The organism is Methylophaga sp. UBA2689, assembly GCA_002354555.1.
Lineage (GTDB): Bacteria > Pseudomonadota > Gammaproteobacteria > Nitrosococcales > Methylophagaceae > Methylophaga.
In genome coordinates this window covers 50,907-75,220 of sequence record DELT01000057.1, presented here as the reverse complement: position 1 = coordinate 75,220, position 24,314 = coordinate 50,907, and the positions used below count along the sequence as shown (strand labels likewise).

29 protein-coding genes and 1 tRNA gene are annotated in these 24,314 nt (G+C 44.4%); 23 read left to right on the top strand and 7 right to left on the bottom strand.

Features of this window, described 5'->3' with window-relative positions; all coding sequences use genetic code 11:
- The 4 genes from B3M51_RS06600 to B3M51_RS06585 all read left to right on the top strand — a co-directional run.
- The coding region (locus tag B3M51_RS06600) for a DUF2878 domain-containing protein (RefSeq protein ID WP_292757730.1) at positions 1-510 on the top strand (510 nt) is incomplete at its 5' end.
- Positions 497-1,261, top strand: coding sequence for a DUF1295 domain-containing protein (locus B3M51_RS06595; protein ID WP_292757728.1), 765 nt, complete (start codon positions 497-499; stop codon positions 1,259-1,261). The genes B3M51_RS06600 and B3M51_RS06595, both read left to right, overlap by 14 nt.
- Positions 1,258-2,292: an SAM-dependent methyltransferase gene (locus B3M51_RS06590; protein WP_292757726.1), complete on the top strand. Its 1,035-nt coding sequence runs from the start codon at positions 1,258-1,260 to the stop codon at positions 2,290-2,292. Before B3M51_RS06595 ends, B3M51_RS06590 begins: the two co-directional genes overlap by 4 nt.
- Positions 2,293-2,296: 4 nt before the next feature.
- Positions 2,297-3,598, top strand: a complete 1,302-nt coding sequence (locus B3M51_RS06585; protein ID WP_292757724.1) for a sensor histidine kinase — start codon at positions 2,297-2,299, stop codon at positions 3,596-3,598.
- 12 nt (positions 3,599-3,610) lie between these two features.
- Here the strand turns inward: B3M51_RS06585 and B3M51_RS06580 are convergent, their stop codons facing one another.
- On the bottom strand, positions 3,611-4,309 hold the full coding sequence (locus B3M51_RS06580) for a response regulator transcription factor (RefSeq protein WP_292355973.1): 699 nt from the start codon (positions 4,307-4,309) through the stop codon (positions 3,611-3,613).
- A gap of 160 nt (positions 4,310-4,469) precedes the next feature.
- Here B3M51_RS06580 and B3M51_RS06575 point away from each other — a divergent pair, with 160 nt between their 5' ends.
- Together B3M51_RS06575 and bfr are read left to right on the top strand one after the other, a co-directional pair.
- On the top strand, positions 4,470-4,688 hold the full coding sequence (locus tag B3M51_RS06575) for a (2Fe-2S)-binding protein (protein ID WP_292480679.1): 219 nt from the start codon (positions 4,470-4,472) through the stop codon (positions 4,686-4,688).
- Between the two features lie 272 nt (positions 4,689-4,960).
- Entirely contained in the window at positions 4,961-5,440 is a 480-nt protein-coding gene (bfr, locus tag B3M51_RS06570) for a bacterioferritin (protein ID WP_292757722.1), read from the top strand.
- Positions 5,441-5,488: 48 nt separating this feature from the next.
- On the opposite strand, the gene B3M51_RS06565 is transcribed toward bfr, so the two are convergent.
- Complete coding sequence (locus B3M51_RS06565; RefSeq protein ID WP_292757720.1) at positions 5,489-5,764, bottom strand: hypothetical protein; 276 nt, start codon at positions 5,762-5,764, stop codon at positions 5,489-5,491.
- A gap of 45 nt (positions 5,765-5,809) precedes the next feature.
- A complete protein-coding gene (locus B3M51_RS06560) occupies positions 5,810-6,148 on the bottom strand; it encodes a hypothetical protein (RefSeq protein WP_292757718.1) in 339 nt (112 codons plus the stop codon).
- A gap of 390 nt (positions 6,149-6,538) precedes the next feature.
- Between B3M51_RS06560 and ahr the strand changes: the two genes are divergently transcribed.
- The gene (ahr, locus tag B3M51_RS06555) at positions 6,539-7,537 is read left to right on the top strand and encodes an NADPH-dependent aldehyde reductase Ahr (RefSeq protein ID WP_292757717.1); all 999 of its coding nucleotides are present in this window, start codon (positions 6,539-6,541) and stop codon (positions 7,535-7,537) included.
- Between the two features lie 116 nt (positions 7,538-7,653).
- Here the strand turns inward: ahr and B3M51_RS06550 are convergent.
- Positions 7,654-7,738, bottom strand: a tRNA-Leu gene (locus B3M51_RS06550).
- Positions 7,739-7,865: 127 nt separating this feature from the next.
- Here B3M51_RS06550 and queA point away from each other — a divergent pair.
- From queA to ahpF, 10 genes are all read left to right on the top strand, one after another.
- Entirely contained in the window at positions 7,866-8,897 is a 1,032-nt protein-coding gene (queA, locus tag B3M51_RS06545) for a tRNA preQ1(34) S-adenosylmethionine ribosyltransferase-isomerase QueA (protein WP_292480671.1), read from the top strand.
- Positions 8,894-9,628 carry an RNA methyltransferase gene (locus tag B3M51_RS06540; RefSeq protein ID WP_292757715.1) on the top strand — a complete coding sequence of 245 codons (735 nt, stop codon included), beginning with the start codon at positions 8,894-8,896 and terminating at the stop codon, positions 9,626-9,628. Before queA ends, B3M51_RS06540 begins: the two co-directional genes overlap by 4 nt.
- The gene (cysE, locus tag B3M51_RS06535; RefSeq protein ID WP_292757713.1) at positions 9,625-10,419 is read left to right on the top strand and encodes a serine O-acetyltransferase; all 795 of its coding nucleotides are present in this window, start codon (positions 9,625-9,627) and stop codon (positions 10,417-10,419) included. The genes B3M51_RS06540 and cysE overlap by 4 nt, the downstream gene beginning before the upstream one ends.
- A gap of 50 nt (positions 10,420-10,469) precedes the next feature.
- Positions 10,470-10,928 carry an Rrf2 family transcriptional regulator gene (locus B3M51_RS06530; protein WP_292757711.1) on the top strand — a complete coding sequence of 153 codons (459 nt, stop codon included), beginning with the start codon at positions 10,470-10,472 and terminating at the stop codon, positions 10,926-10,928.
- 18 nt (positions 10,929-10,946) lie between these two features.
- Positions 10,947-12,089 (top strand): cysteine desulfurase family protein, encoded by a 1,143-nt coding sequence (locus tag B3M51_RS06525; RefSeq protein WP_292757709.1) that lies wholly within the window; start codon positions 10,947-10,949, stop codon positions 12,087-12,089.
- 4 nt (positions 12,090-12,093) lie between these two features.
- The gene (locus tag B3M51_RS06520; protein WP_292480663.1) at positions 12,094-12,426 is read left to right on the top strand and encodes a HesB/IscA family protein; all 333 of its coding nucleotides are present in this window, start codon (positions 12,094-12,096) and stop codon (positions 12,424-12,426) included.
- 87 nt (positions 12,427-12,513) lie between these two features.
- Positions 12,514-13,818, top strand: a complete 1,305-nt coding sequence (bioA, locus tag B3M51_RS06515) for an adenosylmethionine--8-amino-7-oxononanoate transaminase (RefSeq protein WP_292757763.1) — start codon at positions 12,514-12,516, stop codon at positions 13,816-13,818.
- Positions 13,819-13,931: 113 nt separating this feature from the next.
- A complete protein-coding gene (pqqA, locus tag B3M51_RS06510; RefSeq protein WP_081443609.1) occupies positions 13,932-14,003 on the top strand; it encodes a pyrroloquinoline quinone precursor peptide PqqA in 72 nt (23 codons plus the stop codon).
- 177 nt (positions 14,004-14,180) lie between these two features.
- On the top strand, positions 14,181-14,747 hold the full coding sequence (gene ahpC, locus B3M51_RS06505) for an alkyl hydroperoxide reductase subunit C (protein ID WP_292757707.1): 567 nt from the start codon (positions 14,181-14,183) through the stop codon (positions 14,745-14,747).
- A 139-nt stretch (positions 14,748-14,886) separates the two neighbouring features.
- Positions 14,887-16,458: an alkyl hydroperoxide reductase subunit F gene (ahpF, locus tag B3M51_RS06500; protein WP_292757705.1), complete on the top strand. Its 1,572-nt coding sequence runs from the start codon at positions 14,887-14,889 to the stop codon at positions 16,456-16,458.
- Positions 16,459-16,481: 23 nt separating this feature from the next.
- Here ahpF and B3M51_RS06495 read toward each other — a convergent pair whose 3' ends face one another.
- From B3M51_RS06495 to B3M51_RS06485, 3 genes are all read right to left on the bottom strand, one after another.
- Positions 16,482-17,150 carry a response regulator gene (locus tag B3M51_RS06495; RefSeq protein ID WP_292480657.1) on the bottom strand — a complete coding sequence of 223 codons (669 nt, stop codon included), beginning with the start codon at positions 17,148-17,150 and terminating at the stop codon, positions 16,482-16,484.
- Positions 17,143-18,525, bottom strand: coding sequence for an ATP-binding protein (locus B3M51_RS06490; protein ID WP_292757703.1), 1,383 nt, complete (start codon positions 18,523-18,525; stop codon positions 17,143-17,145). Before B3M51_RS06490 ends, B3M51_RS06495 begins: the two co-directional genes overlap by 8 nt.
- Positions 18,526-18,729: 204 nt before the next feature.
- A complete protein-coding gene (locus tag B3M51_RS06485) occupies positions 18,730-18,936 on the bottom strand; it encodes a hypothetical protein (protein ID WP_292480653.1) in 207 nt (68 codons plus the stop codon).
- A 121-nt stretch (positions 18,937-19,057) separates the two neighbouring features.
- Here B3M51_RS06485 and B3M51_RS06480 point away from each other — a divergent pair, with 121 nt between their 5' ends.
- From B3M51_RS06480 to B3M51_RS06455, 6 genes are read left to right on the top strand one after another with little or no spacing between them, the layout of a single operon-like run.
- Positions 19,058-20,077, top strand: coding sequence for an AAA family ATPase (locus tag B3M51_RS06480; RefSeq protein WP_292480651.1), 1,020 nt, complete (start codon positions 19,058-19,060; stop codon positions 20,075-20,077).
- Positions 20,078-20,089: 12 nt separating this feature from the next.
- A complete protein-coding gene (locus B3M51_RS06475) occupies positions 20,090-20,974 on the top strand; it encodes an MxaS protein (protein WP_292757701.1) in 885 nt (294 codons plus the stop codon).
- An 11-nt stretch (positions 20,975-20,985) separates the two neighbouring features.
- On the top strand, positions 20,986-21,825 hold the full coding sequence (locus tag B3M51_RS06470) for a hypothetical protein (protein ID WP_292757699.1): 840 nt from the start codon (positions 20,986-20,988) through the stop codon (positions 21,823-21,825).
- On the top strand, positions 21,822-22,838 hold the full coding sequence (locus B3M51_RS06465; protein ID WP_292757697.1) for a VWA domain-containing protein: 1,017 nt from the start codon (positions 21,822-21,824) through the stop codon (positions 22,836-22,838). Before B3M51_RS06470 ends, B3M51_RS06465 begins: the two co-directional genes overlap by 4 nt.
- Positions 22,831-23,370 (top strand): MxaK protein, encoded by a 540-nt coding sequence (locus tag B3M51_RS06460; protein WP_292757696.1) that lies wholly within the window; start codon positions 22,831-22,833, stop codon positions 23,368-23,370. Before B3M51_RS06465 ends, B3M51_RS06460 begins: the two co-directional genes overlap by 8 nt.
- Positions 23,367-24,305 (top strand): VWA domain-containing protein, encoded by a 939-nt coding sequence (locus tag B3M51_RS06455; protein WP_292480641.1) that lies wholly within the window; start codon positions 23,367-23,369, stop codon positions 24,303-24,305. Before B3M51_RS06460 ends, B3M51_RS06455 begins: the two co-directional genes overlap by 4 nt.
- Positions 24,306-24,314: the final 9 nt, after the last annotated feature.

The window sequence follows — 24,314 nt, the reverse complement described above, 5'->3', positions numbered from 1 at the left end:
CTGTTTCAAATCGGTTGGTTTGTCTGTGTATTAAGCGGGGCCGCGGAGTTGAATTCACCGGCCGTTATTTTTACCGTCGCCCTTTTGATCTTTCATTTTCGTTTTTATCGCTGGAAACAGACTGATTACAAACTGGTGCTGGCGGCAATTTTAATCGGTGTCGTGCTGGATTCGAGCTGGTCAGCCTGGAATTTAATGGCTTATCAAGCTCAAACTATTGAACCGATTGCACCCTGGTGGATATGGTGTTTATGGATCAATTTTGCGTTAACGCTTAACCACTCACTTTCATGGTTATTAAAACGTCGTGTGATGGCAGGAATATTTTCTGCTATTGCTAGCCCGGTTTCCTACTATGCAGGTAGTCGTCTTGGTGCACTAGACTGGCTGCAACCAGAGATATTAATCGTAGTACTTGCCATTAGCTGGGGATTGGCAATTCCATTATTAATGACATTGGCGAATTATTGGCGCAATCAAGAATCAGGAAAACAACATGCTGTGGTTTAGTCTTTGCATTGTATCTTTAATAATGCTGTGCGGTTGGTTTTGGCAGATTCGCAGTAAAAATGCTGGAATTGTCGACGTGTTGTGGGCTTTTTCATTAAGTTTTCTGGCTTTCTTTCATTTGCTGACCAGTGAGGGCTATTTTCCACTGAGCATTATGGCATCTGGCATCATGCTGCTTTGGTATTTGCGTTTGGGAACACACCTTGCTCAAAGAGTGTTAGGAGAAGATGAAGATGGACGTTATAAATATCTGAGGCAGTACTGGGGGGGCAAAACTAATTTTTATCACTTTTTCTTTTTCCAGTTTCAGGCTTTATTGGCGTGGGGATTTGCTATTCCAGTCTGGTTCATTAATCAGGGGCAGATTGAATCTTTAGGGCTAGCTCAATATGCCGGTCTAGCTGTCGCCATTATTGCCATTACCGGCGTCACTGTTGCGGATAAGCAATTAGCCAATTTCAAAGCTGATCCGAAAAATAAAGGTGAAGTCTGCGAAACAGGCTTGTGGAATTATTCCAGACATCCGAATTACTTTTTCGAGTGGTTACATTGGTTTAGCTATCCCTTAATGGCGATTGGCATCGAACACGCAGCGTGGCTCTGGCTAGCGCCATTAGTGATGTTGTTATTTCTGTATTTCATTACCGGCATACCCTACACCGAACAACACGCGATTCGCAGTCGTGGGGATAAATATCGTCGTTATCAACAAACAACCAGTGCATTTATTCCCTGGAGGAAAAAAATATGAGTCTGATCACTATCGCTGAAAAAGGACTGGTGCCTGACATGCTAGTAAGAGTTGGCATTCGCAGGCTGCTTAAGCAACGCCTGCAAGATGAAAATGCCTATGATCCGGAAGCCGCCAGTGAAATCAAAAATCAATGCATGGAAATGCTACGAAACAGCCCGATTGCGATAGAAACCCAGGCGGCTAATGAACAACACTACGAAGTACCCGCTGAATTTTATCAACTGTCATTAGGCAAACATCTCAAATACAGCGGTTGCTGGTGGGATGATTACACCATATCGCTGGATCAGGCTGAAAAGGCCATGTTGGATATTTATCTCGAACGGGGAGATTTCAAAAACGGGCAGGATATTCTTGAACTGGGCTGCGGTTGGGGCTCACTGACTCTGTATATGGCTGAACGATTTCCGTATTCACGAATCACTGCTGTATCAAATTCCAATTCGCAACGTGAGTACATTGAAAAGCAGGCGTTTGCCCGCGGATTAACTAATATTCATATCATTACCTGCGATGTCAATAAACTCGAACTGAACACGCAGTATGATCGAATTGTCTCGATAGAAATGTTCGAACATATGCGTAATTATCAGCAGTTGCTTAACAATGTAAGTTGCTGGCTTAAGTCTGACGGTAAGCTTTTTGTGCATATTTTCTGTCATCGTAATGTCGTTTATCCTTTCGAAACTGAAGGCGATGATAACTGGATGGGACGCTACTTTTTTACCGGTGGATTGATGCCTTCAGCAGACACGTTATTGCATTTTCAGGAGGCTTTGCAGATTGAAAAGCAATGGTTGGTCAATGGTCAGCATTATCAGAAAACAGCTGAAGCCTGGCTGGAAAATACGGATAAAAATGCCAGTCAGATTAAAGCATTGTTTGATCAAACCTACGGTAAAGGTGAGGGTACTATCTGGCTACAACGCTGGCGGTTATTCTTTATGGCCTGTGCTGAATTATTTGGCTATCGCGATGGAACCGAGTGGTTGGTCACGCATTATTTATTCTCCAAGCGAGTAAACTGATTCGATGGCTAAATCCAATACCAATCTTCATGCCAAGCTGGTTAAAGTCTTTTTAATACAAATTGCATTAATCAGTCTGGTGGCTATAGCAGGAATTTATGCTGCAAAGGCAACTCTCGAAGATGTATTGGTGCGTGCTGCTCTGGAGGGTGAAGCCCAGCATTTCTGGGATATGCGTTCAGAAGATCCAGCGTTTCCATTACCAAACACCATGAACCTTAAAGCTTACATGGCCGAACGGGATAATTATTCCCAGTTGCCACCAGCCTTACAGAAGCTGGGGCCAGGTTTGAAAAGGGCTGAGCTGGCGGGCCAGCAGCCCATTGTCTATGTTGAGGATAAAGGTGATCGTCGTCTCTATCTGATATTTGATGAAGTGAAGGTTTCCCGACTGGCTTTAGTCTTTGGTCTATTACCTCTGGCGATGGTTCTGGTAGTGCTTTATCTGTTGGCCTGGATTGCCTATCGACAGTCACATAAGGCCGTTTCACCTATAATGAAACTTTCACGGGCAGTCAATGAAGTGGACTTTCGGGAAGGCAATTTTCCCCAATTGGATCTGCATGATTTGAGAAGCATTCCGGATGACGAGGTTTCCAGTCTGGTCCGGGCATTGGATGAATTTACGAACCGTCTGGAAAATTTTGTTGAACGTGAACGAAATTTTACCCGCGACGTCAGTCATGAATTACGTACTCCAATAGCTGTAATTCGTGGTGCATTGGAATTGGTTGAACGTAAATACGGCGATCAGGCAGTGACCGAGATGAATCGTATGTATCGTACGCTGACGGATATGGAATCGCTGATTGAAACGTTGTTGTTATTAGCCAGAGAGCAGGTAGAGGCTTTACCTTTAAGGGAAATCACCGTCAATGATTTGATCGCTGCTGAACTGGATAATCTGCGAATGATTCATCACGATAAACCGATCACGGTAAATGTGGAAGAGTCGGGTATTTTAGTCGTACTGGCTGCTGAACGAGTGTTACCGATTCTTATTGGTAATCTACTGCGTAATGCCTTTAATTACACTCTGCGGGGCAATATTACGGTCTCTATCCGGTCGGACGGATTTTCGGTTGCCGATAGCGGAATTGGTATGGATCGGGATCAAATGCAGAAAGTCTTTAAACCATTTTTCCGTGCAGATGAAAAACAACAGGTTACGGGCTATGGTATTGGTATGACTATTGTTAAAAGGTTATGTAATCGTTATGAATGGAATCTGCGTTTATCCAGCAAAATGGGCGAGGGGACTGAGGTCAGTGTGCACTTTCCCAAAGCACAGTTTCGCAGCCGTTAATCTACATAATCTTTAAAGGTCTTCTTCTCTGCAAAGTTTATAACCCACACCTGGTAAGGTATGCATTAATTGATTTTGAAAGGGTTTATCCAGACTTTTTCGCAGGTTATATAAATGACTGCGTAGCGTATCACTATCGGGTGCATCATCACCCCACACTTCAGCTTCCAGACGTTCACGACTGACAATTTTTGGCGATTCGCGCATCAGGATCCGCAAGATGTGCAGAGTTATCGGAGACAGCTTGATAAGCTTATCGCCGCGCATAACACGCATGGTATCGAGGTCATAGGTGAGATCGGCTACCGTTAATTTTCCACCTTCGAGTTCTCCCCGTTGACGTCGTATCATTGCAATCAGCCTGGCTTCGAGCTCACGCATTTCAAAAGGTTTAATCAAATAATCATCAGCACCCAAATCAAAACCGTTCACCTTGTCATTAATGGTGTCACGGGCGGTCAGCATGATGATTGGGGTATGTAAATGCATTTCCTGACGTAATCTGCGGCAGACTTCAAAGCCATCAATTCCAGGAAGCATGATATCCAAAACGATTGCGTCGTAATGGTGTTCTTCACACAACTGTAATGCGGTAATGCCATCTGTAGCAAAATCAACGGTAAAGCCGCCAACTTCCAGATAATCACCTACATTAGCAGCTAAATCCCGATGATCTTCAACTATTAATACCGTCGCTGATATTGCTTTCATACTGTTCTCTTAAGGCCTGTTACAGCTACGTTACGATGTTAACATCTGCATCGCAAGTAACAATTTTGGGAATTTCTCCCAAAAAATAACAAAAGACCTTTGACTTAATAAATAACAATCATTATCATTAGCAACAAGGTTAACCAATAGGGTTTATTTCATGATAGTTTGTGTTTGCAACAACGTGAATGTCGATAAAGTAAAAGCATCAATTGATGCTGGTTCAGACACGCTTGAAGCAATCCGTGAAACCACGGGAGCAACAGCTTGCTGTGGTAAATGCCAGTTCAAAGTGAATCGTGTTTTGCAGCAACATGCCCCACAGTCCATTGAGCAGGATAGCTTTCTGGTTGCACAAACTGTGAACGGTTCACGTTAACTCTGCGCAGATAGTAGAACCATCTCAACTCCAATTCAATTTAGAAACTTCCAACGTTTTATTTCCATAAATTATATGTGGCTTTTTGCCAACCAAACAAGTCACTAATTTACTTAGCTTTAATTACTAATTGTTATTTTTTCACCTCATCTGGAACAGAATGTAGATGATAATTGTTATCATTTGCCTTTAATATCAATAACTTATCTTTGACATTTATTCTTTATGAACGATAATCGTCTTCATCAGATCCAGGAATAAGGGAGAATCCGATGAAAGGTGATAAAAAAGTTATTGAGCTGTTGAATAAAGTATTAGGTAATGAGCTGGTAGCCATTAACCAATATTTTCTGCATGCAAAAATGTATAAGGACTGGGGGCTGAAAAATCTCTATGAGCATGAATATCATGAATCGATTGATGAAATGAAACATGCTGATGCCCTGACTGAACGTGTGCTGTTTTTGGAAGGGTTACCGAATCTACAAGATCTGGGTGCGTTACGTATCGGTGAAAATACGCGTGAAATGCTGGAAGCCGATCTCTCATTAGAACTTGATGCAATACCAGACCTGAAAGAAGGTATCCAATATTGCGAACAAATTGGTGACTACGTCACCCGTGATTTATTCAAGAATATTCTTGAATCAGAAGAAGATCATGTGGACTGGCTGGAAACACAACTTAGTCTGATCGATAAAATGGGTATTGAAAACTTCCATCAGGCACAGATTGTTAAAGAAGCCGAATAATATTTCGTTTACAGAAGCCCTTTCAGTTTATCTGGAAGGGCTATTTTATTAGTTTATCGATGCGTTGGATCCTGTTTTCGTTAAGCCAATACTCATGTCGTTGAAGTGCACGTGATCCCCTTGGCTTTCATAAATGGGTTCATCTTCTACCCAAATTAGTTTTTCTCTCATTAACATATCAAAGGCTTCTGCCAGACATTTTTTATCCCCAGCTGAATCGCTATCAAAATGGGCCACCTTGGAAATCAGGGCTTTTAAGTCCATTTGAAAATTATCAGATAAAAGCAGAATATCAATTAGTTGTTGAGCATACTCCTCACTCATTTCCATTTCCTCGCATAAATTAAATTATCGTCATCATCTTTTGGTCTAAAGCTCGTATAGACGGTCACAGGCTTGATAACCCTTACTAAGCAAAATAACATTCTTGTGGACACATTTATCTGCCCAAGTCGATCCGGGATCCTCCGTTTTTATGGATTCATAAAAAGGTGCATTTTCGAGATCGGGATCATCAAAGGTATACACTTCGACATCTTCATTGGCCCATCTGCCCGACCATGCGTTGGTTGCTCCTACTAGTTGAAAATACTGTTGTTGATGTTTTTCAAAACCAGCAGCTTCCAACTCAGAAAATGTCAGATCCGCATCATTTTGACTACATGCCGAACAGACTAAAAATACTGAAACTGTTAATTTCTTATGCATAAATACCTCTCAAAGATCACTACAGGGAGATAAACCGGAATCCATAGATTAAAGAAAAGGAAATTGGCAAAAAGAGGATAGAAAAACCTATCGTTAAGGTCTGAAACAGAGCTATATATCGTGTTTGTTTGACTATAACATCTGTCCGGGGTTATGAAAAATTCGGCTCCAGATTCACTGATGAAACCAACGCGCTGTCATGTCGGATAGCTGAGTGATATTTAATTCATTAAAGACATTGAATAAAGCAAAAGATAAAAAGTGAAATCTGCATTTGTCACCGGGCTGTCATATTTCATTGAAAGTTTGCCAGTTTGAGATAAAAGCCCTGACCAGGCTGACTTATAATCATCACCTGATTAAAAATCCTGACTGTAAAAAGGACATCAAATGATTAATGCTTTTGCTGCGTTGGAGCCGGGGGCCAAACTTACTCCATATCAATATGACCCTGGCCTGTTAGGAGAGCATCAGGTCGAGATTGAGGTGCGATATTGTGGTATCTGTCATAGCGATATAAGCATTATCGACAACGATTGGGGAATGTCTTCTTACCCGGTCATAGCTGGACATGAGGTAGTGGGAACAATAAACAAGGTAGGCACTGCTGTAACCAATCTGGAAGTCGGACAAACTGTCGGATTGGGCTGGTATGCCGATTACTGTGAAACCTGCGAACAATGCCATAACGGTGATGAAAATATCTGTTCAGATCTTACGCCTACCATTGTCGGTCATCATGGTGGTTTTGCCGATAAGGTGAGGGCAAATGCCAATAGTGTTATTCGATTACCTGAAGCTATTGATCTTAAATCTGTCGGGCCTTTGCTTTGTGGTGGATTGACGGTCTTCAATCCATTAGTGCAATTTGATATCAAACCAACAGATAAGGTGGCAGTTATTGGTATTGGCGGGCTAGGACATATTGCTTTGCAATTTCTGCAAGCTTGGGGATGCGAAGTCACAGCATTTACCAGCGCAGCAAAGTTACAGGAAGCTCTGGATATGGGGGCCCATTACAGTGTGGATTCGCGTGATGCCATCGTTATGGCAGAATTGCCCAGAAAATTCGATATGATTTTATCTACAGTCAACGTCAAATTGGACTGGAATCTGTACCTGAGTAAATTAAAACCAAAAGGGCGGCTGCATTTTGTCGGTGCAACGATGGAGCCATTGGATATTAGAGTATTTAACCTGACAGAAGCGCAAAGAAGTATTTCCGGGTCAGATACCGGCAGTATGCAAACCTGCAGCATAATGCTGGAATTTGCTCAGCGTCATCAGGTCAAGCCAATTGTGGAAATGTATCCGTTTGATCAGATAAATGAAGCGATTGAAAAACTGCGAAAAGGGGATGTACGTTATCGAATCGTTCTTGAGCATTAAAACAGCAAAACAGGCGGTAATTTACGTTTAATGCTGGTAAATAAAAAGCCCCAACAGCATAACTGATGGGGCTTTAATATTCTGGATAAACCTGTTGATTTTAAAAGGTTTAATGTTGGTACCGAGGGCGAGAATCGAACTCGCACTTCCGAAGAAACCGGATTTTGAATCCGGCGCGTCTACCAGTTCCGCCACCCCGGCAACAAGCCGAGCATTATAACGAGGGCTGTCCGATTATGAAAGCCCGTTTTAACGTTTTGATGATATTTTCATAGCGGGAAGCGATATTACCTAACGAAAAACACAAGAGCTCTGCTATGATCTCGCCATGCAACGTACCGACTTTCAATTTGAACTCCCACCGGAGTTAATCGCCCAGTATCCGTCCAAACACCGAACTGCCAGCCGATTGCTGACACTTGGTGGAAATAATGGTGAGCTGGCTGATCGCCAGTTCAGTGACTTTCTGGAGTTACTCAAACCCAATGATCTATTGGTTTTTAATAATACCAAGGTCATTCCGGCCCGGTTATTAGGTGAAAAAGAAACCGGCGGTAAAATCGAGGTATTGGTAGAACGGGTTTTGGATGATAAACGTGTGCTGGCGCATATTCGCAGCAGCAAATCTCCCGGTGCGGGTCGAATTTTAATTCTGGAAACTGCGCTTCGGGTTGAGGTTCTTGGCCGTCAGGATGCGTTATTTGAACTTAAGTTTGATATAGAAGGCGATGTGATTGAGGCGCTCGAACAATACGGACGCTTACCTTTACCCCCTTATATAGAGCGTGAAGTTGATAAAAACGATCTGGATCGTTACCAAACCGTTTATGCCAAGCAAATCGGTGCGGTAGCTGCCCCGACAGCCGGGTTGCACTTTGATAATGAGCTGATGCAGCGTATCCGCGACAGTGGTATAGACATGACAGAAGTCACTTTGCATGTCGGAGCAGGAACATTTCAGCCGGTACGGGTTGAGGATATTCGTACGCATCAAATGCATTCTGAACGTATTGAAGTCAGCGAAACCGTTTGTGAAAAGGTTCGTCAAACCCGAGAAAAAGGTGGACGAGTTATTGCAATAGGTACCACCAGTGTTAGAGCATTGGAAAGTGCTTCACGTAGTGGCGAAATTGAGGCCTATTCTGGTGAAACAGATATCTTTATCTATCCGGGCTACCAGTTTCGTTCAGTAGATGCGATGGTCACTAACTTTCATTTGTCCGAATCGACTTTATTAATGCTGGTCTCAGCCTTTGCTGGACGAGATCATATAATGTCGGCCTACCATCACGCCATTGAGCAACGTTATCGTTTTTTCAGTTACGGTGACGCCATGTTTATCACCAGGAAAACTGCATGACTCTTTTAGACAAAGTTCGCTTTGTGCTGGTTGGCACCACACATCCAGGTAATATCGGTGCTTCTGCCCGGGCAATGAAAACTATGGGCTTATCAAATCTGCATCTGGTATCGCCGAAAATATATCCCAGTGCCGAGGCGACAGCACGGGCTTCTGGAGCAGATGATGTGTTGGCCAAAGCAGTTGTGCATGACAACTTGCAATCTGCATTAACCGGTTGTCAGCATGTGTTTGGCATGAGTGCTCGGCTTAGACACCTTGCAGTACCATTAATGAACCCGCGCGAAGCGGTTGCCTCGCTTGAAAAATATAATGATGATACCCATATTGCAATTGTATTCGGGCGGGAGCATTCGGGGTTATCAAATGACGAACTGGATCTATGTCATACCTTGATAAATATTCCGGCAAATCCAGAATATAGTTCATTAAACCTGGCTGCTGCGGTTCAGGTTATGGCCTATGAATTACGTATGAGTTTCAATCCGACCATTGAACGAGGTCGTGTGGGAGAAGAACGTGAGGCTATTCACGCCGAAGATCTGGTGCATTTATATGATCATTTCGAGCGCAGTTTGACCACCATCGGCTTTTTAGATCCGAGCAATCCACGTAATTTAATGCGGCGGATTCGTCGTTTATTTAATCGTGCAGACCTTGACCGGAATGAAGTTCAGATTTTGCATGGCATTTTGCGTGCAGCAGAGACCAAAGCGAGGAGTTCAAAATGAACGATCAATTACATGTGACCCGCTGGCAGCGTTTTAAAGAAGATATCTACTGTGTATTTGACAGAGATCCTGCGGCGCGCAATGTGTTTGAGATCGTCACCACTTATCCGGGTGTGCATGCATTAACACTGCATCGTTTCAGTCATTGGTTATGGAAAAAAGGCTGGATGTGGCTGGCGCGTTTTATGTCGACTATCGGTCGTTGGTTGACTGGCATTGAAATCCATCCGGGTGCCAAAATCGGTCGACGCTTTTTTATTGACCATGGCATGGGCGTAGTGATTGGTGAAACCGCCGAAATTGGTGATGATTGCACGCTCTATCATGGTGTGACATTGGGGGGCACCTCCTGGAAAGGTGGTAAACGCCATCCGACGTTAACTAACAATGTTGTTGTGGGTGCCGGGGCAAAAGTGTTAGGTCCGATTACTGTTCATGAAGGTGCTCGTATTGGTTCCAATGCGGTAGTGGTTAAAGATGTTGCAGCGAATGAAACCGTTGTTGGTATTCCGGGACGTGTAGTCAGAAGTCAGAAGAACCCCGACAAAAAAGCCCAGGAAAAGCTGGCGCAATCGGTTGGTTTTGATGCTTACGGTACCTCAACACAAACACCGGATCCGGTGGCATCTGCTATTCATGGATTGATTGAGCATATTCATTTAATGGAAAAGCGCATGGATGCCATGTGCCAGACAATTCATCGTTTAGGCGGCGAAATGCCGGATGTTTCTATGCCTGAACTTGAAGGATGCGAGTTGGATAAAGATCAGGATTCAGCTAAAGTTGACTAAAATAGTCGGGTATGGAAAACTATCAAAATAGTCAGTGATAGGAAATCAATATGCGCTTAACGACGAAGGGTCGCTATGCTGTGACAGCAATGCTCGATTTAAGTCTCAATTACGGTGTCGGCGCGATTACGCTTGCTGATATATCCGAGCGTCAGGGTATCTCGCTTTCCTATTTGGAACAGTTATTTGCCAGATTGCGTAAACAGGGGTTAGTCAGCAGTTCTCGTGGTCCCGGCGGTGGTTATCGTTTAAGCCGTGCGGCTACCGAAATTACCGTGTTGGATGTGATTTCAGCGGTTGATGAAAAAGTCGATAGCACGCAATGCCAAGGCAAACATAATTGTCATGCAGATGAGCAATGTGTCAGTCATGAATTATGGCAGAGTCTGAGTGATCAGATTCGAGTCTATCTGGCTGGTATCACCTTGCATCATGTAGTAAATGACTACGAACGTAATCTTAACAACCGGGGTAACAGCGAAAAAGTCATCAAGTTTGATGCGCTTTAATTTTCGTTACTGAGTCTTATGTCCTTTGCTTATTTAGATCACAATGCCGGAACCGGACTGGCTGAAGGCGTTCTGGATATGATGCTGCCCTATCTAAAACAGCAACAGGGTAATCCTTCAAGCAGCCATCGTTTTGGTCGTTATACACTCGCGGCAATTGATCATGCACGACAACAAGTCGCTAATTTGGTTAATGTTGAAACCGATCAAATTATATTTACCAGTGGTGGCACAGAGTCGAATAATCAGGCCATTGGTGGCGTTGCTCAGATGTACGATTCCGGGCGAGTTTTAATTGGCAGTACCGAACACCCTGCTGTGCTTGAACCTGCCAAAAGATTACAACAGCAAGGTTTTGAAGTGTTGTTCATTCCGGTGAAAGCCGATGGACTGATCAACGTTGAAATATTTGAAACCTTACTGACCGAAGATACCCGTTTGGTGTCAGTGATGTGGGCAAATAATGAAACAGGCGTAGTACAGAATATAGCTCAGTTAACCGAGCTGACCAGGCAACGGGATATTGTATTTCACTGCGATGTGGTGCAGGCAGCCGGCAAGTTGGAAATTGATTTTCAGGCTGCTGGGATTCAGATGATGAGTCTGTCCGCACATAAATTTGGTGGTCCAAAAGGCGTTGGCGCGCTGATTGTTGATAAAAAACTGGACTGGCCTGCATATGTATTAGGTGGTGGTCAGGAACACGAAAAGCGCAGTGGTACTGAGAATGTTGCGGCAATAGTCGGGTTTGGTGCAGCGGCTGAAAAAGCCAAGCAGCAATTAACCCATTATCAGCATCATTGTCGTGAATTAAGAGATTTGCTGGAAATTCGATTACGCGAAATACCAGGGGTTACGGTTTTTGCACAGTCAACAGAACGTCTGCCAAATACAGTGTTTTTTTCATTACAGGGGTTTGATTCCGACACCTTACTGATGTCACTGGATCGCAAGGGGTTTTCGGTTTCCAGTGGTTCAGCCTGTGGGACTGGACGACAAATACCAAGCCATGTGCTTAAAGCCATGGGTGTAGATGACATGACGGCATTAGGTGCTGTCCGGGTGAGTGTTTCATTAGAAAATACTACAGAACAAATTGAACAACTGGCAGTCGTAATTGAAAAAGAAGCCAGTCGTTTTAACCATTTGATGAACAGGTAATGAAATGACAACAATTACATTGACACAAACAGCAGTAAAACGCGTTCGCGACATGGTTGCCAAGCGTGACAGTGGCATTGGCTTACGAATAGGGGTAGTCAAAAGTGGCTGCTCAGGTTACAGCTATGCCCTTGATTACGCTGATAGCGTTGCGGCTAACGATATGATTATTGAGCAGGACGATGTCAAAGTCGTGGTAGATAAAGACAACCTGCCATTGTTGGAAGGCATGATTTTGGACTTTGTTAAGGAAGGACTGAACCAGAGCTTTAAATTCATAAATCCGAATGTCACCTCTGAATGTGGCTGTGGTGAGAGCTTCAGCGTAACAAAATAAAACGATTAATTTTTTATAATGAATACTGCCCGTCAAGTACGGGCAGTTTTGTTTTATCCCACCATTAAGCGTGATTTAATTCCGACCATGACCGAACTAAGCAATCTGCAATTTGATGCACAGCATTTGTGGCATCCCTATAGTAGCGTGGAAAATCCGCCGCTTTTACATGAAGTTGTTTCGGCAAAAGGCGTCTATTTAACACTGGCTGATGGTCAGGAAATCATTGATGGTATGTCCTCTTGGTGGTCAGCTATTCATGGTTATGGGCATCCACGCCTCAATGCCGCAGCTAAAGATCAGCTCGATAAAATGTCGCATGTGATGTTTGGCGGCTTGACGCATGATCCGGCCGTTAGTCTGGCACGACGTTTAATCGATATCACCGATGATGCCCTGCAATATGTCTTCCTGGCAGATTCCGGCTCGGTGTCAGTCGAAGTCGCTATTAAAATGGCGATTCAATACTGGTTTGCACAAGGTAAAACGGAGAAACAGAAACTGCTTTCTCTAAGAAGCGGTTATCACGGTGATACCTTTGGAGCAATGGCGGTTTGCGATCCGGTTAATGGCATGCATTCCCAGTTTGCCAAAGTACTTCCACAACATCTGTTTGCTCCAGCACCCACCTGTCGTGACGATGTTGACTGGCAGGACAGTGATATTGCAGAAATGCGTGCGTTAATTGAAGCCAATCATGAACAACTGGCGGCCGTGATTGTGGAGCCGTTGGTTCAGGGCGCTGGGGGAATGCGTTTTTATTGTCCGCAATATCTGCGTGAGCTTCGGACTTTGTGTGATAAGCATAATGTGTTGCTGATTTTTGATGAAATAGCCACCGGTTTTGGCCGGACCGGCGATCTGTTCGCTTACGAGACCGCTGGTGTCGTGCCAGATATTTTATGCCTGGGTAAAGCACTGACAGGGGGGTACATGACATTGGCGGCTACTCTATGCCAAACCAGAGTGGCGCAAGGGATCTCAGCCGACGGACAGGGCGTATTGATGCATGGCCCAACCTTTATGGGTAACCCGTTGGCATGTCGCGTAGCCTGTGAAAGTATTGATGTATTACTTGAATCAAACTGGCAACAAAGTGTACGGGCAATTGAAGCTCAGCTTAGGAATGAGCTGAATGAACTATCTTCTCACTCACTGGTTAAAGATGTTCGGATTAAAGGTGCGATTGGGGTGGTAGAGCTGAATCAGCCTTTGGATAAATTTATGGACTGGCTGCCAGGATTTATTGTGGAACAGGGCGTATGGATAAGACCATTTCGCTCGATGATTTATGTCATGCCGCCTTATATCATTACCTCGGAGCAGTTAACCACGTTGACTACCGCAATAAAGTCTATCGTGAATAAGTTGGATGAATCAGTAAAATCCTGAGTCCGATCAAGTTTATGCCTGATAGTTTTCTTTATATTGCGGCGTAATATCTTCACCACGTTATCCAGAAAAAACGGATAGCGATACCCTTAAAATAGAATGGAGAAATGATTATGTGGACTAAACCAGAATATTCAGATATGCGTTTCGGTTTTGAAGTAACAATGTACATCTGCAACCGTTAATATCGGTTCAAATGTACTTTAAAAGCCTCTGAAGCTTAGCTTCAGGGGCTTTTTTCATTCAGGCTGTATAGCAATCGTTTAATCCGATTATATTAATAGAATTAAGTTGTTTGACCGTTGCATCATCGAACCATAGAATAAACATTGTCGCTTTTGACAATCAACAAGGAGTAGACCATGTCGACTTTGATTAATACAACCGTTAAACCATTTAAAACCACTGCATTTCACAAAGGCGAATTCATACCTGTTACTGATGCTGATTTGAAAGGTAAATGGTCAGTAGTATTCTTTTACCCAGCTGATTTCACCTTTGTTTGCCCGACTGAACTGGGTGACTTGGCTGACCATTACGCAAAACTGCAGGAAATGGGCGTTGAAGTTTATTCAGTATCCACTGATACCCACTTCACACACAAAGCATGGCACGATGCTTCTGAAACCATCAAGAAAATCAACTTCCCAATGCTTGGTGATGCAACCGGTGCTATCAGCCGTAACTTTGAAGTCATGATTGAAGAAGAAGGTCTGGCACTGCGCGGCACATTTGTTATCGACCCAGAAGGTGTGATCAAAGTGTCTGAAGTTCACGATCTGGGGATCGGCCGTAGTGCAAAAGAACTGGTTCGTAAAATCCAGGCAGCTCAGTATGTTGCCTCACATGATGGTGAAGTATGCCCAGCTTCATGGCAGCCAGGTGAAGAAACCTTGTCTCCATCTCTGGATCTGGTTGGCAAAATCTAAAGAAAATCTGAAGCAAGTTTTCGTTTAATTTTACGACAACTTCTCACGAAATTCTTGATCCGTTGGATCAGTGTGTCCGGGCCGACCGGTCCGGACATCACCCAAATACTTTATAGAATTTTAGACAGGCAGGTGCCTTATGTTGGATGCTAATATTGCTGCACAATTAAAAACTTATCTGCAGAATCTGCAACGCCCGGTTGAGATCATTGCGTCACTGGATGATGGCAAGAAATCTCTGGAAATGCGTGAGTTGCTGGTGGAAATTGCTGATATGTCAGACAAAGTCAGCTTTTCTGATGCCGATAATGATGCACGTAAACCTTCATTCCGAATTAAACAGCCTGAGGGCCAGGAGCAAATCCGTTTTGCCGGAATCCCAATGGGCCATGAGTTTACCTCATTGGTTTTGGCATTGTTGCACACTGGTGGGCATCCGATGAAGACTGAGCCTGAAGTGATTGAACAAATCAAACAGCTTGACGGCGAGTTTGTATTTGAAACCTATATTTCACTTTCATGCCAGAACTGTCCTGAAGTGGTACAGGCGCTTAATCTGATGGCGGTGTTGAATCCAAATATTCATCACACTATGATCGATGGCGCGTTGTATCCGGAAGAAGTCGAAGCACGCCAAATTATGGCAGTGCCGACTGTTTACATGAATGGTGAGGTCTTCGGTCAGGGACGTATGAGCCTGACAGAAATTATTGGCAAATTGGATACGGGTGCCATTAAACGTGAAGCAGAAAAAATCAGTCAGCGTGACCCTTATGATGTATTAATTATTGGTGGTGGTCCTGCAGGGGCTTCTGCATCAATTTATGCATCACGTAAAGGTATTCGTACCGGTATTGTGGCTGAACGTTTTGGTGGGCAGGTGATGGATACGCTGGCGATTGAAAACTTTATTTCAGTCAAAGAGACCGAAGGGCCAAAATTGGTCGCCGCACTTGAAGAACACGTCAAAGAATATGAAGTAGACGTGATGAAGTTACAGCGCGCTAACAAATTAAGTCAGAAAGGCAAAATGCTTGAAGTGGAATTGGAAAGTGGTGCCACACTGACCAGCAAGTCAATCATCATTGCGACCGGTGCCCGCTGGCGTGAACTGGGCGTGCAGGGTGAAGCAGAATACCGTGGTCATGGCGTTGCCTATTGCCCCCACTGTGATGGACCGTTATTCAAAGGCAAACATGTTGCGGTAATTGGCGGCGGCAATTCCGGTGTCGAAGCCGCAATTGATCTGGCAGGTATTGTTGGACATGTAACCTTGCTGGAATATGCCGATCAACTGAAAGCTGATGCGGTATTGCAGAAAAAACTGCACAGTCTGAATAATGTAACGGTAATTATTGGTGCGCAGACCACCGAAATTACTGGCGATGGCAAGAAAGTGAACGGTCTTAATTATAAAGATCGTGCGACTGAGGAATCGCATCATGTTGAGCTGGCTGGTGTGTTTGTGCAGATTGGTTTGTTGCCCAACACCGACTGGTTAAAAGACACACTCACATTGAGCAAATACGGTGAGATTGAAATTGATTCTCACGGAGCCACCTCAATGCCCGGCGTCTTTGCTGCCGGTGATGTAACGACCATTCCATACAAACAGATCATTATGGCAATGGGCGAGGGTGCCAGAGCGGCCCTGGGTGCTTTTGATTATCTTATTCGTAATGAATTTGATGACAAGGATAAAGCAGCTTAACCCTGTTTTCTGTTAATCAGAGTTCATTCCGCCTCGTCAATTAAGTCGCGCAGGTTCAACAACTTCATGCGAATGGCGAGGCGAGTGAGTTCGATATCTGAGTTCACCTCAAGTTTGCGTTTAATAATGTAATGCGAATTTGAGACAGTTTTCGGACTGATATTCAGAATGTCAGCTATCTGTTGGTTATTCTTGGCTTCCAATAATAAACGCAAAATTTCAAACTCCCTGACCGTTAAATCATCCAGCCTGGCTTTGTCCTGACCCAGTTTTTCTACGGCCAGTGCCTGAGCCACATCGGGACTGAGACTGAGTTTGTTTTCATACACCTGATAAATTCCGTGTATCAATAAGGTCGGATCGCTGCTTTTGGTGACATAACCCAGCGCACCAGCTCGAATCGCTTGTAATGCAAAGCTGGGGTTCTGATGCATGCTAAACACCAGAATACGTGCCTGACCATCATATTGTCTGATGCGTGAAATGGCTTCCAGACCACTTTGTCCTGGCATGGATATATCCATAATAACCACATCTGGCTGGAAGGTTTTGTAATTCTGATAGGCTTCGGCAGCATCACGGGCATCCGCTATTACGGTTAAATTGGGTTGTTTTTGTAATAACGAGCGATAACCTTCACGCACAATAGCATGGTCATCGACCAACAGAATTTGAATCGATTTTTCAGACATGGAGTTGCTCCGTTGTCGATGCAGGTGATGGATTAACCGGTAAATTGATTAGCAGTTTCAACCCGCCCTTGCTCTGGATATCCATGGTAATTTTACCGCCCAAAGCATTAACGCGTTCCGATATTCCCAATAACCCTACGCCCATCTGTTGATTGAAGCTGTCACGTTTGGCTTGGCCATTATCCTCAACCTGCAGGGTTAATTGATTTTGATGAACATATTTCAATTGGATGTTGGCTTCACTGGCATCTGCATGCTTGGCAATATTGGTCAGTGCTTCCTGCACAATCCGATAGAGATTGACCGGTAAGGGCTCTGGCAAGGAATCAACTCCATCGTCTATTTGAAGATTAAATCGGGTTTCTCCACCAGTGCGCTGATTCCAGCTTTTTATCAGTTTTTCCAGACTTCTTGTTAGTCCCAGCTCATCGACATCTGCTGGACGTAAACGGGTTAATAATCCACGCAAAGCTGACATCATATGGGCTGTTATATGACTGATACCCTCGGTTTCACTGATAATTGAAGGACAATCCTTACGCGCAGTCTGACTGATAGAAGTGGTTAATGCATTAATACCTGCAAGACACTGACCGAACTCATCATGTAGTTCTCGACTGATAAAACGATGTTCTTCTTCCTGTGCATTGATCAATTTCAGTGCGAGTTGGCGGTTCTCATCCATAATCTGTTGTTGGGTGGAGGCCAGCGCATTGATTGCTTCACTGGTACGCCGCCATTCGCCTATTTCAAAACTGGGAATACGGGTCTGCAACTCGCCCTGGCGCATTTTTTCCAGACCATGAACGATAAGCTGTGCCGGGCGCAGCATCCGGTGAATGGTCATAAACACCAACAACGATACAGCCAGAATACTGACCGATAAAATACCGAACACTGCACGCAGGTTACTCCAGGCACGGGCAATCTCGGTTTCCATATTCAGCGAAACAATAATGTTGCCATAGGTGATGGCATTAAAAGAAAACCGCCGACTGGATTCATAGTTTGGTTGAAAAAGCTGTTGATATACTTCACCAAACCATTGAGGCCAACGTGTTTCATCATGAACAACTTCATTACACAAACTACGACGACGGCTTTCCGTGCGTGATAAAAACTGAACACACGAGCCTGGTACGCCATTCAGTTGCTGCAAAATATTGGTATCGGGGAATGCAACCGAGTAATCATAACGAGAAAACATTTTCAGTAACTGCTGAGTCAGTTGCTTTTCAATACGCAAAGCAGTCAGATCGGCTTCCATTTTGGCTTGTTGATCGGTCTGATAAAGCACATACCCAGCACTAACGACCAGACAGACAAAGCCTATCAGCATGATTCTAAAGAAAAGCTGTAGTCTGAGATTCATCATGTATCCATCTAAACAATCGCTATAGTCTAGGCGCAGATATAGGCTCTGCAAAGCTGAACCACAGTTAACGGGATATTTGCCCGACGTCCATGGGCAAATATCTGATGTGTGATACTGGCTTTCACTGTTTAATAAGCAACGTTATGCATATAAAGCTGATACAACATTTTATGTACTTATGGAGTATTTATTTTAAATCTATTGTTAGTTAGCTGGTTCCACATTTTGATATTCAGTGATAAATTCCTGTGATAACAAAACACCAAAGCTTACCAGGGCTTTTGATCTTTCATCTCCGCCTTGTAGGATGAAAAAATAGCCGCCAGCAGTGGTGGATATGAAAGATAAACAAGCCCTAGTCAAACGATAAAAATCAAAACTAAACAGTAAATAACTGGGATTTTCCAGCATTTACTGTCAGTCTACGGTTTTGCTCGCTTTGCAAAGATGCGTTAGATAAGTAGCCTTCATTTGAAAAATGATTTTCGAATAAGGCTCAAAATAAAAAATTACCTATTAAAGGGGAGAGAGAATGTCGGATAAGCAGCAATTAGCTACTGCTCGTGAACATGCATTGGCACTGGAAAAGGTCGTCAATAATGTGGTGATTGGTCAGCAGCAGGCGATTCGTTTGATCCTGATCGCATTGCATGCTCGCGGTCACGTACTGCTTGAAGGTGGTGTTGGTGTAGGGAAAACTACGTTGTTACGGGCTTTCTCCAAAGCATTGGGTGGGGCATTTGGTCGTATCGAAGGTAGTGTGGATTTAATGCCTAACGATCTGCTTTACAGTGCCTGGGTAAATGCGGATGGAAAACCGGTAATCGAACCCGGTCCGCTGATTGCCAAAGGCGAGGAAACGGCGGTGTTTTTCTTTAATGAAATCAACCGTGCCCGTCCCCAGGTTCAGTCCCTGCTGCTCAGAGCGATGGCCGAGCGCAGTGCTGAAGCGTTTGGTAAAGAGTATCGTTTTCCACACATGATCGTTTTTGCTGATCGCAATGCGGTGGAAAAAGAGGAAACATTTGAACTCAGTGCTGCAGCGCGAGATCGTTTCCTGTTTGAGATTAATATCAGTCGACCACTTGAAGATGAGCAGCGTCGTAAACTGATTTTTGATCCGGCGTTTCATGATGTGGATGAATTACTGAGTTCAATAGGCGATCCTCTGCTGAACTATCGTGACTTGAATGCTCTGGATCGGGATATCCAGAATAGTGTTTATGTTTCTCCGGAAATTGAAAACTATGTAGTACGGTTATGGGATGCCAGCTGGGAACCGCATAAACTGGGTATTACCTTACCCGATGTCTATGTCGAGGATCTGGTGGTTGCCGGAGCCAGTGTTCGTGGTATGTCAGCGATGGTTCGTGCAGCCAAAGTCTGTGCCTGGCTGGAAGGACGTGACCACGTGATGCCTGACGATATTCATTTTGTGTTACTGCCATCACTGACTCATCGCGTATTCCTGTCACCGGTTTATGATGGCCGTCGTGAGCAGTTGATGCCACAGTTTGTACAGGCGTTACGCGACCATATCGCTACGCCGTAAGCGGGCATCATCATGAAGCCTATTCAACCTCAGGAATTTAGCTACCGCTTTCCAGATAAGGTTTTCGGACATGTGCCAGGTGCACATAATGGAACCGCAATGGGAAGTGGTGATCGTTTTGCCGGTTTTGCCGATTTGTTTGATTACCCCGATCCACGGCGTTTGGATGTGCGTGCCAGCTTACGCACTAATATTGCCGATTCCGCCTTAGGTAATCAGGAACGGTGGCTGGTACGCCGTTATCAGCAACGCTCTTCCATTACTTTGTGGCTACTTGCCGATTTAAGTAGATCGATGTCGGTTTCCAGTGTCAGTAATGAACGGGTGGCGCGTCTGGCGCACATGATTGCTCACAGCTCTATTGGCTTTGGCGATCGATTTGCCATGGCTGGATTTGATGCCATGTGGCGCAAAGATGTTTCAGTGATGCCTACCAGACAACGGAGTATGCCTGCCTTGGCTGCTGAAAAAATCATTCATGCAAGCCCCCCTTCAGAGCCAGGCGCAGCGGGTTTATTTGATGCTGCAGATTTGATTACCAGCCCTAAAGCTATGGTGTTTATTGCGTCAGACTTTTGTTGTGATATTGACCTGGTGGATCGCACTTTACGCAAGTTGGCACATTACACGGTGATACCTATCGTCTGGCAACATGATGAAGTGGATCATCTGCCTTCACATGCCGGTTGGACCGAAACCCGGGATTCTGAGACCGGAAAACGTCATAGCGTTTGGATTCGGCCAGGTATCAAAAAACGTTGGCAGCAGCAATTAGATGAACATTTTGAGAAATTGACGGCCTGTTTTATGCGCTATCGCGTTAAGCCGCTTTTTGTCTCTGGAGAGATCACCCCACAACAGTTGACCCAGTATTTCTCCGCCATGAAAAAATCATAGGAATGCACATAATGCGCCGTTGGATCCTCTTTATCAGTTTTATTTTCAGCAGTCAGCTCATGGCTCAGGATGTGTCCATCAATATGGATCGCAGTTGGGGTCTGTTGATTGGTGACATTGTAACGACCAGCATTGTCTTGCCGATAAGCGTCAGTGATATTGATGCTGACAGTTTGCCGCAATTGAACAAACGGCATGGGCCATGGCTTAATTTGATGCAGGTTTCCAGTAACAATAATGTGCTTGAGCTGCAGTATCAGTTAGTTAATGTTCCTGCTGAAACACGCACATTACAGACTCCCACCTATACCTTCAGAACTAATGCGGGTGAGTTGCTGAATATCCCATCAGCCGAGTTTTCTGCCGGGTCATTTTTGAATGCCACAGCAGAAAATGCGATGGAAATTCCGTTGCGTGGTGATCAGCAATTACTCCCTGCAGACTTTGCTCCGCTGCAAAAACAACTGACTTATGCTATTGCCGTCGCTTTGATTACGGCACTTATTTGGCTCGTTTGGCATATTGGCTTGCGCCCTGGCAAACGACTGCCGTTTGCTAGAGCCGTTTTTTCAATGAACAAATTACGTTGGTTTGGTCATAAAGACGTGGATGCTGCCACACGCGTTATGCATCACGCATTTAATGACAGTGCCGGCACTGTGGTGATTTACAGTCAGATTCAGCAATTGTGGGATGCCTGTCCATGGTTAGCTGATTTGCAGCCAGAGATTACCGGGTTTTATCAGCAATCAGCATCACATTATTTCAGCCGCGATCCTCAGCAAAATGCAGATTTTGACAGTTTGATTAAACTGGCTCGTGCCTGCCGGGCGAGGGAGAAAATGGCATGATGCTGTTTGGGCTCGAATGGGCTTTCCCCCTGGTACTGTTGTTATTACCGATGGCGTTATTGCCATGGTTTAATAACAATCTGGATAAAACGGTGGCCTGGACAGCGCTTGTTCCACATGACCCGTTATCCCGAACCATTAGCCTGGCGCTGAAAGTTTTATCTTCCGTAGTTATTGCTGCCTTATTACTGGCTGTTGCCAGCCCGGCTATACCGGAACGTACCGTTGAGCGGTTTGGTGAAGGAGCAGAGATTGTATTGCTGCTAGATCGCAGTCGCAGTATGGATGATGCGTTTGCTGTGACCACTCAGGCGGCCAATTATTCAGTTGCAGGGGACAATTCGAAACGCCGGGTTGCCCGAACCTATCTGACTGAGTTTGTGAAGAAACGTCCTGATGATCGGTTTGGTTTTGTTTTTTTCAGTACTAACTCCATCAACCTGCTGCCGCTGACTTATAGCAAGGAGGCCATTCTGGCCACCATTGAGGCCAATTCATTAGGCAAAGGCCTGTCAGATACCAATCTCGCTGATGCGTTAATGAATTCGGCTTTAATGTTTGAGGATCAGCCTTATCGAGGTTCACGTATTGTATTGCTGGTCTCTGATGGCGGTCAATTAATGACCGATGAGGCAATGGAATTAATCACCAAACGTTACAAAGAAATGAATCTGAGTATTTACTGGATTTATCTTAAAGCCAGACAGGAAATGACGCTGGAACCCTCGGAAAATGACAATATTCTCTATACCGATCTGCCCGAACGTAAGGTTCACGAGTTCTTTAAAGGCATTGGCATCCCTTATCGGGCATTTGAGGCCGGCTCACTTGATGAGTTTGCCAAGGCGATGGATGAAATTGACGAACAGCAATATCAGACCTTGATTGTCGAAGAGCTGGTGCCGCACGAACCCAAGGCAGATTTGTTTTTATGGTTAGCTTTGCTTGCCATGCTGCCGTTGGCAAGTTCACATCTATACAGTTACTGGGGAGTTCGAAAAGCGCATGAGTAACACATTAAAATTATTACGCTGGGTGTTGCTGTCGATTTTTGTTATCAGCATTGTTGTGATGTTGCTTTCAAGTTGGCAGTTATGGCAACAAAAAAGAGTTGAAGCCTTTGTTTCAGCTCCTGAACAATATGAAACGATTCCGGATCATCCTCGGGCACATTTTGCACAAGGCCGCTATCTGGTTGAACAAAACGAAAACGATGCAGCTTTAGAGCAATACACGTTGGTGCTTGGCAGCCAGCAAACAGAATGGTTACCTGCTGCCTATTTCAATCGTGGCAACATCAATTTACGTGAAGCGATGGCAATGGATGGCAACGATCCGCAGATGATTCCACTGGTTGAATTAGCTAAACAGGATTACCGCAGTGCATTGAAACAACAGCCGGAATTCTGGGATGCCCGCTTTAATCTTGAGGTCGCATTGCGTTTAGTGCCAGAAGATCCTGAAGTAAATGGTAATTTTAAAAAGCAGGAAATCTACAGCGAGCGCAGTATTGAAACCAAGGCATTCAAGGTTGATTTGCCATGAGTCTGAGTTATCCCAAACGGATATTTTTAACCGCTCTGGTCATGCTGATCAGTTTGTTAATGATTATGGCGGCGCTATGGTTACCTCAGGTTGATCGTGAAATAGAGGTAATGGACAGTCTGTTTGTTATTGATATAACAGACAGCATGAATGTTGAAGATGTCAGCTTTGGCAATGAAACCATTAATCGACTGGAATGGGCCAAGGAATATACGCGTCAGTCAATTTTGAGTATGCCATGTGGTTCTCATGCTGGTCTGGCGATTTTCAGCGAAGCCCGCAGCCTGATTCTGATGACACCAGTGGAAGTTTGCGCCAATTATCACGATCTGATGCAGATGCTGTCGCAGTTTCGTCCAACGATGGCATGGGCTCGCTCCAGTGAAGTATCCAAAGCGCTCTACACGGCCATTCGTCAGGCCAAAGAAATTACCCCACAACCTACTGTGGTTTTTTTAACTGATGGTCACGAAGCGCCACCGGTTCATGAAACACTTTTCCCCAAATTTACTGACACACCAGGCGAAGTACCTGGGGTGATTGTCGGTATCGGTGGGAGTGATCTGGTACCTATTCCAAAAACCAATGAGTTTGGTGAAATAGAAGGATATTGGGAAATAAACGAGGTTATGCATAAAGATGTTTATGCTTCGAGTCGAGGAGATGCGGCCGAGCTGAATGATAACCGCCCACGGACAGAACATTTATCTTCTCAGAAGAAATCCCATATGGAAACCGTGTCAAGACGGGTTGGCTTTGAGTTTATCTCGTCCCCAAAATCCCCACAGAATCTGATCAAAGAAATGCAGAAGATCTCTGAAACCCGTCAGCAACCAGTCAAATATGACTTGTTTGTCTGGTTGGCATCAATCGCATTGATTTTATTGCTTCTGGTATTTTTACCCTACAGTATGTTCACCAAACAGCATGAGTAAGTTGCTGTT